Raw genomic sequence first — 15,423 nt, 5'->3', positions numbered from 1 at the left:
CAGTGACCCTGACTGGCTTTTTTATTGATTGCGCGAACTGACTATACAGGCAGAACAGCAGTATCAAGCATCACTGGACCACCTTTTCTGACGAGGACGGGACGCCGGTATCAGCCACCATCACCAGCACATGAAGGCCTTTATAATGGACCTCCTCAAGGGCCTTGAAACCATGACGGCAATAAACGCCACCGGTCAGGTTCTCGGTTTGCAAGTACAGCTTGCTGATCCCCGCCCTGCGAGCACGGCTTAGGATCTCTGTTACCAGCAAGGAGGCGACCCCCTGCCCGCGCGCTTGTTCAACCACATAGACCCCACCCAACCAATGCTCGTACTCGGGAAACATCGCCATTTCGCGGATCTTGAGCTCGGCAGCCCCTACCCACTCACCGGCCTGGCGGGCCAGTACCATCAGCGGAGCTCGGTCGACCTGGGTGGCCGCCGTGACCTTGGCCAGTACCTGCTCTTGCGTGCAGCGACCCGTGTCGCGGCACCATTCGTCAAAATACCATGAGGCAACCACGCCTGCGGCAGAGGGCGCATCCGCCAGTAACACCAACTCCATAAAATCCTCTTTTACCTATGACCCCTGACCAGCAGGGGAGGATGAACAGGGCGAGATAACGCCTCGAGTCAGGCTTGCGAGCGACGGCCTTGCGGTTCATCGCCTGGGCCCGCTCACCAAAACCAGGTTACCGAATGGATATCATAACCAGCCGGGGAGTGGAAGCTGGCCATGCCGGGAAAGACAGGTGCTGGCAGAATGCTGGCGCTGGTTGTGCGAGGGAGCCAGGAGGCGCGTTCCCGTCATCAGGCAGGGGATGCGACTCACCCCACCCTCTTGCCATAAAAAAACCTGCTCCGAAGAGCAGGTTTTTACCTTATGGGAGGGAAGTCAGGTTGCTCAGGCAACCCGCCCCTTGCCCTGGATCACATCACCCCAGGCCGACTGCACCAGGCTGTTGGCCTGGCTGTCGAGCCGGTTGAGCAGGCCCATGTCGCCCGCTTCGGGGGCGAAGCTGCTCATGGCCTGGATCAGGTTGTCCACCGCCTGATGGGAGAGCGCGCTGTAACTGCGCTCGCCGTCAGCCTGCTGCTCGCCAAGCCCGATCACCAGCTGGGCCCGGTTGTCGGCGAAGTAGTTGCTGAAGGTGGCACTGCCCAGCTGCTCGAACTTGCCCTGCTCGCTGGTGCCGTCGGTGTGACGGTTGACCAGCAGTTGCAGATCGTAGCCGCTGCGCTTGAACCAGAGATCCCGCCAGCTGACATCGTTGAAGACGATGAAGTCCTCCTTGCCGATGTCCTGCACCAGGTTCTCTATCACGGCGCCACTGAACACGAAGCTGTCGACGCCGGTGCCACCGCTGAACTGGTTCTGATAACCGCCCAGCACCAGCAGGTCATCGCCGGCGCCACCATCGAGCTGACTGAACTTGGCGACCTGATCGGCGATCAACCGATCCCGGCCGTCACCGCCCCGAATGGTGGCGTGATAGCCCATCAGCTTGACCTGGTTGTTGCCATGTTCGGCCAGCAGGCGGTTGTGATTGCCAAACACCATGGCAAAGTCGTCGCCCTCTCCGAGCCGGATCTGGTTGTGATGACCTATGGTCACCGTGAAGTCCTGATCCGCGCCGGCATCTATCTGGTTGTAGTTGCCGGAGGTCACCAGATAATCCTGGCCGGTGCCCCCTTCCACTATGCCCTCTTCCCCGAAGATGAAGGCCTGATCGTTGCCCTCCCCCATGAAGGCGCGGTTGACACGGCCGGCCAGCACGGCGACATCGTCACCCTGCCCGCCGAACATCATGTTCTCCCGGCCCATCATGATCCCGGTGTCCTGACCGGCACCTCCGGTGAAGATGTTGGAGGTCCCGGTGGCGTAGAAGACATCGTCCCCGCGGCCACCCCAGAAGTTGTTGTTGTCGCCGAGGTAGGCCCCCAGATCCTTGCCGTCTCCCCCCCAGTTGAAGTTGTAGTTGCCAAGGGAGACATGCATGTCGCCATCCCCCTGCAGGTGACCACTGTTACGCAGGAAGTCGAAGGTCTGCTCCTTCATGTTGAGCAGATCGGCCGTCAGGTTCTGCTTGAGGTTGCTGGCCAGCGCCACCACCTCCGCCTGCTTGTCCCGGTTGAACAGGGTGGCAAACAGGTTGGGCAGACTCAGCGCATTGAAACCGAAGGCCCGCTCCTCGGTGGCGGCTGGCAGCGCCGCCGGCTTGGCGTCGTTCCCCTGCTGCACCGTCACGGTACCGGACTTGGCCTCCTCGGGTGCCTCATCCTGCAGGCCGTGGCTGCGGGCAAAGCTGCTGAGGGCATCCTCCCCCAGATCCAGCCCGGCCTTGAGCTGATCGAGCCACTTGGCCGGATCGGTCAGGCTCTTGAGCTGATCGCCACCAAACTCGGCGATGACCCCCAGCATCTCCTGCAACAGGGCCGGCGCATCGATGGCCGCCCCATCGCGGGCCACCAGCTGGCCACGGGCGTTGTAATCCACACCGAAGATGTCCGCCAGCGTGGTATCGGCCCCCACCCCTGCCAGGCGCCCCAGCAACCGGTTCTGCAGCTGGCGCGGCAGATCGGTCGGGGTGAAGGTAAAGGTGGTTTTCGCCTGCCCGCTGGCAGTGAACTCCTGGGTCATCAGCCCGAACAGGGAGCCCAGGTTGGTGTCCAGCATCGCCTGGATGTTGTCACCGAACACGAAGTTCCAGTTGCCCGTGGTGACCTGGATGTCGGCCCCCTGACCGGCCACCGCGAAGTTGAAGACCAGCTTCTCGTTGGCCTGGCGCAGCTTGTCCGCCCGGCTCAACGGCCCCTGTTCGCCCTGACCGCCGCCCGAGATCCGCTTGTTGAACTCCTTGTTGAGGGTTGCCTCCAGATCGCTCTTGAGCCCGCGGCTGCTGCGCTCATGGTCGCTGTCCAGACGCGTGAGCGAGCCGTATTCGACGCTGCTGGTCTGATCCAGCCCGGCCATGTCGGCCACAAACTTGTTGGCGCCGGCCAGGGTCCACTGATCCCACTGGCTGGCCACCCAATCCGGCTTGGCACCGTCACCGGCGATCTGCTGCAGGGCGCCGGCAATGCGGGCCGCCCCGCCAAACGGATTGACCAGCGGCGGAGTGGGGATGGATTTTTCCAGCATCACGATGAGATCGTTGCTGCGCCCCAGGTTGAAGCTGACGTTGCGTTGCCCCACGAACAGCTGGGCCCCTTCCAGCGCCCGGTAGCCGGCGATGTCGACGCTGTGTTTGCTGTCGCCATCCCCGATGTGCACCATGACGTTGTTGTCGCCGAAGGCCAGCGACTTCATGCCACCCGTGCCCACTTTGACCCCCAGGTTGGTAGTCCCCCAGTTGAGGGCGGTGAACTCGCCATCCCCCACGTTGACCTGGATGTTGCCCGAGTAGCTGACCGCATTGTCGGCCTGGCTCGAGGCCGTTTCCGGCTGGCGTTGTTTGTCGGGTGCGACGAAGGTCTCGTCGTTGTCGGCAATGGCGCCCCGGGCACGGCTTTCGCTCTCTCCCACCTTGGCCAGCACGATATCCCCTTCGGCCACACCGCCGCGCACCCGTTCGTTGTGCACCACGGGTTCGCCGGCGTCATCCAGGGTCAGCACCACCTTGTTGGCTGCCACCTTGCGAGCCCAGACATCCGCCTCATCGCGGGTATGCTTGCGCCCGCCCTGATCGACCGCCACTTCACTGCTGCGGGCCGAGACCTGGGTACGGATCCCCTCGCCATCCAGCGCCTGGATGAAGCGGCGGGCAAAACCGGTCTGCAGGTCGTCGCTCACCAGGGAGCAACCCACCAGACTGATGTGGCTCGGCTTGGTGGTCACACCAGCCTCTTGCTGCAGGCGATCGCCCAGGCGGCGCAGATGACCGGCCAGCTCATCGGCACTGTAGCCGCTGAGACGGCTGTTGTTCTGCCCATCCGCATCACGGCCATGTCCCACCACCTGCCAGCGGATATTGCCGGCCAGTTGCGCAGGGTCGCCATACACCACCCGATAGTTGCCATCCGCATCCAGCTGTACCACCAGACTGCGGTCGGGGTGCTTGCCGGCCAGGCTGGCCGCGGCCTTGGCGGCCACCGGATCATCTTCGGTCTGGATGATGATCTGGCTGGTGAAGCGGGTCTCGCCCCCTTCACTGCCCGGCACCACCTCAGGTCGCTGCCACTGCTCGACCCGCTGGTTGCGAACCGGCAGATCCGCGCCATCCAGCGCCGCCGGCGGCGTCCACTTCCTGCCGACATCGGCGTACTCGACCCGCTGACTGACATCATCCGCCTGCAGATGGAAGCGATTGTCCGCATCCACCTTCAGGGCCGGCAGCCCCAGGCGATGGGTGATGCCGGGCACGAAGCCTTCGATCCCCTTGTGGGACGCCAGGTGCGCACTGCCGTAGATGGCGACGAATTTCTCACCAGCTGGCAGCTTGCCCAGTACGTCGACGGCGACATTGTTGGCTGCCCCGGCCCGGTACATCAGGCCGTGCTCGGTCCCGCCGATGACGGGTCTGGCGGTACTGCCATCGTCCAGCGCCACGATCCGCATCCCCCGCTCCCGGGCCCGTTCGAACAGGGAGGGCTCCAGGTGCTTGCTCTTGAGCATGGTCGCCAGCTCGGGAGACATCTCCCCCCCCGCCAGATAACGGTCGATCAGCGGCTGCGCCAGCTCACCACGCAGATGCTCCAGGCCGATGACGGCCACTCCCTGGGCCTTGAGTGCATCCATCTGTTCATTGACAAACCGCAGGCCGTTGACATCGCTGCCATGGGTTTCACCAATGAGCAGGCCATTGCGGTTATCCAGCAGGCGTGCCAGTTGTCCGGCCAGCGTGCTATCCCCATCCAGCTGCGCGTTCAGCGTCCGCAGGGCGTCGCCACCATAACGGGCATCCCAGGCAGCCACATCGGTCTGTTTGCTGCTGTGATAGATGTTCTCGATCTGCTCGATGCGACGAGACTCCAGCTCACCGAGGTAACGGCGGTCACCGAACTTGTCCAGCATGATGTGCTCGGCAGAGAGTTCCGAACCGGGTGCGGCCTGCTTGGCAGCCTCCTTGATGAAGTAGACCGCCATCTGGGCGGACTGCTCCCCCGTCATGTCCTGCAGCTCCTGATAGGAGTAACCCAGATGCAGCACCTTGCGGGTGTCGTCCAGCACGGCCCGGCTCAGCAGCCCTTTCCCCTGGGCTTCGGTCAACCACTTCTTCAGGTCACCATGGTGTTCGCCCAGCGCGATGTGGAAGCGGGCATCAAACGGCAAATCCGCCGGCACGCCCCCCTGGTATCCAGCCTTGGCCGCCAGATAGGGGTCTTGCGTTGCCCAGCGCAACACCATCTGGGTGAGACCCGGATGCTGGCCCTGCGCCTCTTCGGTGGCCTTGCCGATGACAATGGCAGCCAAGTCCGGGCGGGTCTTGGCCAGCGCCGTTACCTCGGCTTGCAGCGAGGCCAGCTCGCCGCGATAGAGATTGCCGTGAAGCTGACTCTGCAGCTTGCTCAGCGCCGGGTTTCTGCCGGAACCTTCGTGCTTGACCAGGTAGTCGTCGATCAGATTGTTCAACCGCAATGCGGCCTCTACCTTGGCCTGCCCGCTGGCACCGTGCAGCGTGGCGAGCTGATCCAGGATCTGCTGATAAGATTCGCCAATGGGCTTGGCAAAGACCTGGGCGGCTTTTTTCAGCTCATCCGGGCTGTAGACATCGGCAAACAGCTTGGCTGTGTGCTCCGTCACCACCGTTTTGCCCGGCAGCGGCGCCATCGGACTCTCGTCAAATACCGGCAACTGCAGGATCTCCTGCAGGGTGACCTTGTTGGCCAGATCCTTGGACGGCTTGAAGCGGGCGAGCTCGGCGCCGTTCATCTCGCTGACCCTGAAGAACAGCGGCTTGCCGTCCGGCCCCGGCTTGAGGTGGTAGCCGTTGGCCATGTCCAGCCCCTCTTTGCCAAAGAAGCGGGTCATGTAACGACTGAACTTCTCGGCGGAGGAGAATTCGACGATGCCGGCATTGGGATCGTAGAAGCCGTAGATCCGGCCAGACTCTCCCTGCTTGGCCCAGGCCGCCATGGCGTGGCCCGGTGCATCCAGCTCCAGCAACACGGGAGCATCGCTGCCCTTGGCGGTCAGCTTGGTGAGCACTGTGTCGAGGGAGATGGCGTTCTTGCCCTCCCACTTCTCCTTGACGATGTCGTACTTGATGCTGCGCAGGCTGTCGTAGTTGTAGGCAGCAGGCGTGTTGGTATGGATCTCCGCCAGGCTGCCCACCAGCTTGCGGGCATTGTCCAGCTCGGTTGCCGAGTAGCGATCCGGGTTGTTGATGACCGCCGCCGCGGAGTAGAGCTTCTCCATCATGCGCCGCGCCAGATCGGGCTGCCCCTCGCTCTCCAGCTGCTTGGCGACCAGCACCAGCTTGGAGAGGGGATCGCAGCGACCACCGAAGCCGTCATCCGCCAGATTGAGCAGCAACAGCTGGGGAGCCAGATGTTCTCTGGCATGCGGATCCGTGCCACCTTGTGAGGCCACGTCGCGGAACAGACGGTTGGACTGCTCAATCCTGGGCTTGATGGTGCTCTTGAGCGCCCGGTTTTCGATCTCCCAGGCCAGCGCCCCCTGCTGCTGTGGCGACAGGGTCGGCTGGACGAACAGGTCCACCAGCTGGGTCATGCTCATGTCGGGCTGGAAGCCCTCGACCACCTTGCCGGCCAACCCTTGCTGATACCCGGCCAGGAAGGCCTTGGTGGTACGGATGTCTCTGGTCGCCCCATTGCTGCCCACCTGCGGAGCGAGCGCCTCCTGATAGCGCTTGAGATCGCGCCTGATGTCCTCGATGCCCTTGAGCGGCGCCTCAATGTCTGCAGCCGACGGCGTGCGGTTGAACAAGTCACCTACAATCTGCTCGGCGTACTGACCCATCAAGCGGTTGCTGGCCAGATGGCCATAGAAGGTCTGCTCGCCGCTGACCTGATAACCGGCCACCGCCAGCTTGGCCCGCAGTTTTTCCCCTTCGCTGCCGAGCCCTTCGTTGTCGGTCAGCAGCATGATGGGCGTGCTCTTGGGCAGGCCGTCGAGATTTTTCTCCACCGAGAAACGACCGTTGACCGCCTTGGCAAGCGCCCCCACCAGACCGCCCGGGTTGGGCAGCTCGTGGGCCGTGATCGCCTTGCTCATGCTGGGCATGGGGCGATCGAGCAGCAGCCCACCCACCGGCTTGCCCTGCTCGGCGGCATAACGGGCCAGATCGGCGGCGATGGGCCCGCCCATGGAGTAGCCATGGATCAGGATCTTGCCAGGCGCCACCCCGCGCTCTTCCACCAGATAGCGGAACATGGTGCGGGCATCCTGGTAGACCCCCTGCTCGCTGGGTCCGCCATCGCTGGTCCCATAGCCACGCAGGTTGACCGCCAGCATGTCGACGCCCTGCTTCTGATAGTGGCTGCGAACCGCATCGGCCTGCTCCTCAGCGGAAGAACCCGAACCATGCAGGAACAGCACCACCTCGGGCTTGCCATCCTGCGGCGTCCCCGGCTGCTCGGCCCCCTTGTGCAGGTAACCGGACAGACGGCCGGCATCCCCTTGCAGGGTCACCTGCTCGGTCTCGCCCTTGCTCACCGCATGGTCGAGCAGTTGGCGGGTGATGTCGCCCACCTGGCGCCGCTCATCACGGGTACCGTAGAGGTTGTCGTTGAGGAAGCGGGTCAGCGGGTTCAGCGGCTGCTTGTCCAGCGGGGCCGAACCATCGTTTGCCACGGAGACGGGTTTGCCGGAGCCTGCTGGCAGCTCGCCATCGGCAAGCGTATCGCCCTTGCGTGGCGTGCCGAGGGCGACCAGCTCATCGAGCTGCGCCGTATAGGCATGCTGCTGATAGAACTCGAGAGTACGGCCGAAGGCACCATCGAGGGCAGTCTGTACCGACGCCTTGCTGTCTTCGCCAGCCAGATCGACCAGATCCCGGTAGTTGGCGGTATAGCTCTCCAGCACCTGCTTGCGCGCATCCCCGCTCTCCTGCAGCGCCCGATAGACCGTCAGACTCTCGTTCACCGAGTGACCGCCATCGAATACCAGGAAGGCAAGGGTGTTGAGGTAAGCCTGGCTTGGGGAGTAAGCAGGATCTTTGGCAGCCAGATAGTTGTTCAGGTGGACCATGATGTTGGTCGAGCCGGAAGCACCTGTCACCACGGACAGCCCCTTGTCCAGCGCATTGCGCTCAAAGGTGGTCTCCTTGCCCGGTGTCAGAATGCGGCCATCCGCCACGCTGCGCCCGTTCAGGAAATCCTCGTACTTGTCACCACCGGGCTGGTAGTGCAGACCGGTGCCATAGTCGCTGGTGGTACGGCCAGGCAGGTCGACCTGCAGCAGACCATCCTTGGCCGAAGCAACCTCGGTACTGGTCGAGCGCGCCTTGGTGATGACGCTGCCGTAGAAGCGATCGCCCTCTCTCTTCCAGTTGGCCGTGTCCATCCCAAGCTCGGGGTGGGTGGCCATCTTCACCGCCAGGAAGGGGACCTTGATGACATCGAAACCGTTGTCGACCCGGGTCATCATCTGCTTGAAGTTGGCAAAGGTAGGCTCGGCCAGGAACTCGGTCAGACTGGGCACCCGGCTGAACCAGGGACGGGTATCTTTCTTGATGGCCTCGGCGAATGCCGCCATCTTCTTGTCGATGCGCTGGGTGCGGGTGGCCTCATCCAGTTGCAGTGTCTGGATCCAGTCATCAAACTCCTTCACCAGCTTGGATCCCAGCTGTGCCGAGGTATCGAGCGCGGCCTGCGATGGGGCCGTCACCAGCTCATGAGCGATCTCCGAATCGAAGCGACGGCCAAACAGGTTGTCGATGTACTGGCCGGTCGCCTTGCTGCGCTGGGCATCCGCCAGCAGGGATTGGGCCAGCACCTGCAACTGCGGATAATCCCCCAGCATCTTGCTGGCAGTTTCAAACAGGGCGATGGTACGCGGCCCCCGCACGTCGCCAGACAGCCAGAGGGACTTGATCTCTGCGGCCAGCTGACGGGTTTGCGGCGTGTCGAACTGGTTCAGCTGGTGCGCAAATGCGATCAGACTGTCATGCTCGGTGCGTGGCGCCTGTCGCTCGGCGCGGGAGTTGGTCTCGGTCAGTGACCGGATGCCAAGCTCGCTCACCTTGGCGATGTCGGTGGCGCTGAGCTCGCCCACGGCACCGATAATCCGGCCGATGCCATCGAACACCAGTTGATCTTCAAAGCGGGCGGTATGCTCCGGCGGCAAGGCCAGTCCATACACGCCAGCGCTCTTGGCTCTGGAGGCAAACGTGTGGCTCAGCAAGGATGCAGCTTCGAAACGCAGCGCCTTCACTTGCTCGCCGCGCCGGGCAAACTCTTTCGGGTCACGCGTCTGCCACTGGGTCAGGCTCTGTTCCAGCAACCCCAGATTCGCCTCCGATGGTTGCTGTTGCACCCGTACCACGGCCTCACGCACCGCCTTGAGGCGTTCGCTTGGCAGATCGATGGAGAGCTTGCCCAGCTGGCGACGGGTGGAGTCAATGAAGCCGCTGTCTCCACTCTTGAGCAGCTGGAAGGCAAAACCGGCGGTCTCGGGGACAGCCACGGCAGGGCCTCGAACAGGACTCCCCAGCCCGACCAGGGAGACCCCGGACAGACCCAGCTCGGCGCTGTGACGCGAAGACGCATGGCTCGCCGGTACAGTTGTGCTACCCGCTTCGCGCGCACCGACCATTCCGGGCAGGGTGATGGTGGGTGTACCATTCGCCCGGATCTCGGCATTGATCTGCAACCGGTTGACCGCCGCCAGCGCTCCGTCGAGGGCGGACTGCTCCTGCTCGCTCAGCCCGGTGGCGCTTTCGATGGCCGAAGAAGGAACCTCATCAGGAGCCGACAAGGTATTGACGGCGGGCACATCCAGCTCGCCGGTCTGCAACAGGGGCTGCCCGGCTGCCGTCGACGGGCCGGACTGAACGCCCTGGCGGGTCGGCTTGTCGCCGCTTTGCTTTAGGCTCGCCGCATTCTGTTTGGCCTGGTTTGCCTGCAAGCCGGCCTGACTGGCCGCCTGCTCGCCGGCGAGCTGTGCCTGGCTGGCACTCGCTTCGCCCTGCTGCTGCCGCGATGTTGCCTCCCCCTGGCGAGCCAGCGCGTCGAGACGGCGCTGTTCTGCCTGCGCAGCCCTCTGCTGGCCCGCCGCCTCGGCGTCACCCTGCAGCTGTTCGCTGCGCTGCTGACCCGTTTTGGACTTGGCCAGCGCGGTGTCTAGCTGCTGGTGCTGCGCCTCATGGCGGGATCTGGCCTCTTCGATCGCCGTGCCGGCCGTGTTGCCGGCATCGTCCAGATCTTCCTGGACCGTGCTCAGCAGGCGGTCGGCAAAGCCGGTGCGCCAGTGCTGACCGGACGGCTCGCTCGCCGCGTCGGACGCCCTGACCTGCTCGAAGCGGCGCGCCAGCGTATCGAGCTGCGCCGTCATCTCGCGAGATTCTGCCTCGATGGCGGCACGCTGATCCTGACCATTTTGCGCCAGCTTGTGCTGATCGGTGGCCTCCAGCTGGGCCTGGGTGCCCGCAATGGCGGCCAGCTGCTGCCCCTTCTCCTGCTCGAGTCGCTGCTTGTCGGCGTCGGCACTCGCCTGATCGCCTCTCGCCCGGGCCGCGTTGTCGTCTTGCGCCAGCTGGGCGCTGACCTGGCCGATCTCGGCCTTGCCAGAGGCGGTGGCCACCACGTTGTCGAGCAGGTAGCCAAGGCCGTTGCTCTCACCGATACCGCGGAACGCCAGGGTGTTGCGACCCTCGCTGGCCGTCAGCGTCAGTGCCTTGCTCTGCCAGCTACTGGCGTCCCCTTCGCTGGCAAACACCCGCTCGCCATTCCAAAGCACTTCGATGCCGTGTTGCAGGGAAATATTCGCCCGGCGGGCAAAATCAAATGTCAGGTTGACGGTCTCGCCCGCCTTGAGGCCGGCAAGATCCTGGGAAATCTGGGTATTGCGGTCAGTCGACAGTTCGCTGACCCGGGCACCGTGCCCGTCGGCAGCCAGCCCGTAGGTGGCGGCGGAAAAATCGGCTTCAATGCCGGCGCCGGCATGCTGCCAACCGTGGGCGCCCCGCTCGAAATCGCCGTTGACGATGAGATTCTCACCCCCTCGGGCCAATCCCTGCTCATCGAGCTGCAGCGCCTTGTCCATGGCCTGCTCGTCGTGCTCGCCAGCCTGGCTCACCTTGCCGGTCAGACTGCCGGCCAGGGAAGACTTCACCTCGCCAATCTCGTCCAGCCCAAAGCCGCTGAGCCCCTGCACCTCGCCCAGGCTGGCCGCTTGCGGCGCCTTGAGCGGGCCCTCTTCGTCCCCCTGCACCAGATAGTTGATGGCCTGGTTGCCGGCGCTGCCGAGCAGGGTCTGCTTGATGTTGTCAAACAGGGTGCCGAGCTTGTTGCTGCTGGTGTTGCTGCTGGCGATGGCCAGGCTGTAGAAATCGCCGTTGCCGATCTTGATGGCCACGTTGTGGCGGGCATAGGCCGCCGTGATGTCCAGCCCGTCGCCGATCTGGACGTTGGCATTGCCCTTGCCCTTCATGACCGCAACGTTGAGGCCGTCTCCCACCTTGGTGTTGAGGTTGTAGTCACCCCACGCCAGGTTGATGGTGGTGCCATCGCCCACCTTGACGTTGTTGTTGAATTTGCCGTAGGCGGCCGTCACGCTCAGGCCGTCCCCGACCGTGGTGGTCTGGTTGACCTCCCCCTTGGCGAGGGTGACCTGGATGCCGTCTCCCACCCGGGTGACGATGTTGGCCTTGCCGAGCAGCGCCTGATAGCCATCGCCCTTCCCGACCTGGGTCACTATGTTCGCATCGCCCTTGGCCAGCACGACCTGACGGCCATCCCCCACCTTAGTGATGACATTGGCCTTGCCCCAGGCGCCGGTGTAGCCGTCGCCGTTGCCGACCTGGGTGACCAGGTTGGCCTCCCCTTGCAGCACGGCCACTTCCCGGCCATCACCCACCTTGGTCAGCACGTTGGCGCGGCCCTTGGCGAAGCTGTAACGGTCGCCGTTGCCGACCTGGGTCAGCAGGTTGACGTCGCCCCAGGCGCCCTGCACCACCAGCCCGTCACCCACCTTGGTGATGAGGTTGGCGCGCCCCTTGGCCAGACCGATGGTGCTGCCGGCCCCGACGTGGGTCATCACGTTGCCCACCTCGGAGATGAGCAGACCCACCGTGGTGCCGTCACCGATCTTGGTCAGCAGGTTGCCCTTGCCCCACAGCACGCCGGCGGTGGTGCCATTGCCCACGTGGGTCAGCACGTTGGCATCGGCTTTGGCGATGGCACCGAGGAAGTCATCCCCCACCTTGGTGATGATGTTGGCCTTGCCCAGCGCCAGTACGCCGGTCAGACCGCCGCCGACATGGGTCACTATGTTGGCCTTGCCGAACAGGGCTGCCAACGTGGTGCCACTGCCCACCTTGGTCATCACGTTCAGCTCGCCGGCAAACAACCCCAGGCTGGTGCCGTTGCCGATGTGGCTGTAGACGTTGGCCTTGCCGATCATCAGCGCGGCCGTCAGGCCATCGCCCACCTTGGTGAACAGGTTGGCCTGCCCCAGCATGGCGGCGAAGGTTTCGCCAGCACCGACGTGGGTGAAGACGTTGGCATTGCCCACCATGGCGGCCAGCGTCATGCCGTTGCCCACCTTGGTCGCCAGGTTGCCCTGGGCCAGCATCAGCGCCACGGTCAGGCCGTCACCGATATGGGTGAAGACGTTGGCCTTGGCCACCATCAGCGCCAGCGCATTGCCATCGCCGACCTTGGTGAAGACGTTGGCCACCCCGCCCATCAGGGCCCAGGCATCGCCTTGGCCTATCTGGGTAAACAGGTTGCCGGCGCCGATCATGGCGGCAATCGCCGTACCGTCGCCCACCTTGGTAAACAGGTTGCCAGCGGCCCCCATCACGCCCAGGGTGTCGCCGTTGCCGACATGGGTCAGCACGTTGGCGCCCCCCAGCATCACCGCGGAGAGATCGCCATCACCGACCCGGGTCAGCACGTTGGCAGCCCCCAGCAGCAGCGCCTGGGTATCCCCCTGACCAATCTGGGTCAACACGTTGGCGCCGCCTCCCAGAATCGCCTGCACCTTGCCGTTGCCCTTCTTGGTCAACACGTTGGCACCGCCCAGCAGCACGGCGCGGGTGTCGGCAGCCTCCTCGCCCTGAGTGACGTGAGTCAGCACGTTGGCGCCGCCCAGCAGGCCGGCGGTCAGTTGACCCGCACCCAGCTTGGTCAGCACATTGGCCCCACCCACCGACAGGGCGTCGAGCCGGCCGTTGCCGACCTGGGTCAGCAGGTTGAAGCCGCCCCCCGCCAGCCACAGGCCCTGGCCGTCGCCCAGCTGGGTATGGGTGTTGTAACCACCCAGCATGACCACCTGGCTGTCGCCACGGCCCTGCTGCACCGAGATGTTGCCATAGGCCAGCAGACGGGCCAGGTACTCGCCGTCACCGCTGCGCACCAGCACGTTGGCCGCACCGGCCGCATAGACATCCATCCGACCCTGGGCACCCTGATGAACCAGCACGTTGGCCAGGCCCGCCCCACGGAACACCAGGTCGCCGCGCTGGCCGCGCTTGATCAGCACGTTGGCCGCCCCGGCGCCGTTGAAATGGATGTTGCCCTCGGTCACGTCGGACTCGATGATGTTGCCGCCACCGGCGCCGTCAAAGAAGATGTCGCCCTTGCTCTTGCCGCCGCTCTGCTGGCGAGGCAGCAACGGCTGGCTGGAGAACTCGCGGGTGGCCGGCAGTCGATCCGACACGGCCGTGACGGTATCGAGCTGGTAGCGCACCTCGCTCAGGGAGTAGCCCCCCGTCCCCATGGCGGTGAAGCCGGTATGCTCCGAAATGACCTTATCGGCCAGCCCCGCCAGGTGGTTGCCCTCCTTGTACCAGGCCTTGGCGAGGTACTTGAGCGCCCCGGTCTCCCGATCATTGGCCAGCTCCACCACCACTATCTTGGTGTAGGGACCAAGCTGTTTGGCAAACACATAGGTATTGGCCTGCGCCCGGGATTTCACCGCGTTCACGTCGACCTTGGTGCCATCCTCAAAAATGGCGTAGCCGCTCATCTTGGCGCTGGAGAGCGTCACGTCAGCAGCCGCCACGTTCACCCCGCCACCGTAGTTGATCCAGCTGTTTTCAGTCAGATCCGCTTCCACCGCCTCCAGCTTGATGCGCTCACGCCGCTCGAACACCAGATCGCTCAGCCGATAGGCGCCGTCGGTTTGCGTCGAGACGAAGCCGTTGCCCGCATCAATTTGACGACCGGCCAAGCCATCGAGGTGATTGCCCTCCTTGTACCAGGAGGTGGCGTGATAGCGCAGGGCACCGTTCGCGCCATCGTTGGAGAGCTCAACCCGGTTGACCTTGGTGTACATGCCGTCAAAGAAGGCAAACAGGTAGGTATTGGGCTGCAGGCTGGACTTGATGGCCGTGACGGCCTGGGACTGGTTGATCCAGCTGCCGCCCATGGTGGCGGTGGTCAGCGCGATCTCGTCGGCACGGGCGCCGGCGAAGGGGGAACTGTCGCTGTCCGAGCCCTTGCGGGAGAGATGGTTGTAACCCCCCGCCCCCTTGAAGTGGATGTTGCCCTCGGCCACGTCCGACAGCAGCCGGTTGTAGCCACCGGCCCCGTTGAAGCGGATGTCGCCACGGGTCTGCAGGTACTCATCCTGCTCGTTGCGCAAGCGGGAGAGCTCGTTCCAGCCGCCGGCCCCGTTGAAGTTGACGTCCCCCTCGCGCCCCTTGCGGAACACCTTGTTGTAGGCACCGGCGCCGTTCAGGGTGACGTTGCCGGACTCCACCTGGGAGCTGATGATGTTGGCCGCACCGGCCCCCGAGAAGTGGATGTTGCCCTGCGAGCCCTGATACTGGCTGTGCCAGGTGCGGTCCAGCTTGTTGGCCGCCCCGGCCCCGCTGTAGCTCAGATCGCCGCGGTCGGTCTGGTGCCAGAGCTTGTTGTAGCCGCCGGCCCCCTCGAAGCTGACGTTGCCGCTGATCCCCTTGCGGGTCAGGAAGTTGGCCAGCGCGGCCCCCTGATAGCGGATGTCGCCGTCACGCCCCTGGTGATCGATGTTGGTGGCGCCGCTGGCACCGGCGAAGTGGACATTGCCGGACTGGGACTTGCTGATGTCGGCATAGCCAGCCGCCCCCTTAACGGTCAGGTTGCCGGAGTCGTCAACCACCTTGAGGTAGGCGGCACCGCCATAGACGCTGTCGTTGCCCGTACCGGTATAGACGGTGGCGCCGATGGAGCCGACCCTGATGGTGTCGTCACCACCATAGGCATGGATGACGCCACCGAGGCCATAGGCATCGATCTCATTGTTTCCGTCATCTGCCGTGTAATTACCGGTAAAGAAGTACTCAATACTTCTCCATACACTCTTTCCCATGT

Annotated in this window: 2 protein-coding genes; both read right to left on the bottom strand. The window is 64.1% G+C overall.

Going from position 1 to position 15,423, the window contains the following annotated elements; all coding sequences use genetic code 11:
* Positions 1–70: 70 nt before the first annotated feature.
* A complete protein-coding gene (locus tag E5E97_RS11350; protein WP_118881642.1) occupies positions 71–565 on the bottom strand; it encodes a GNAT family N-acetyltransferase in 495 nt (164 codons plus the stop codon).
* A 339-nt stretch (positions 566–904) separates the two neighbouring features.
* Complete coding sequence (gene rtxA / locus E5E97_RS11345; protein WP_171280274.1) at positions 905–15,421, bottom strand: MARTX multifunctional-autoprocessing repeats-in-toxin holotoxin RtxA; 14,517 nt, start codon at positions 15,419–15,421, stop codon at positions 905–907.
* Positions 15,422–15,423: the final 2 nt, after the last annotated feature.

The organism is Aeromonas sp. 2692-1 (assembly GCF_013085505.1).
Taxonomy (GTDB): domain Bacteria; phylum Pseudomonadota; class Gammaproteobacteria; order Enterobacterales; family Aeromonadaceae; genus Aeromonas; species Aeromonas hydrophila.
This window is presented reverse-complemented; position numbering and strand designations above follow the sequence as displayed.

Excerpts from the sequence above, each read along its gene's own strand:
- E5E97_RS11350 (WP_118881642.1), bottom strand. The coding sequence starts at position 565 with ATGGAGTTGGTGTTACTGGCGGATGCGCCCTCTGCCGCAGGCGTGGTT.
- rtxA (WP_171280274.1), bottom strand. The coding sequence starts at position 15,421 with ATGGGAAAGAGTGTATGGAGAAGTATTGAGTACTTCTTTACCGGTAAT.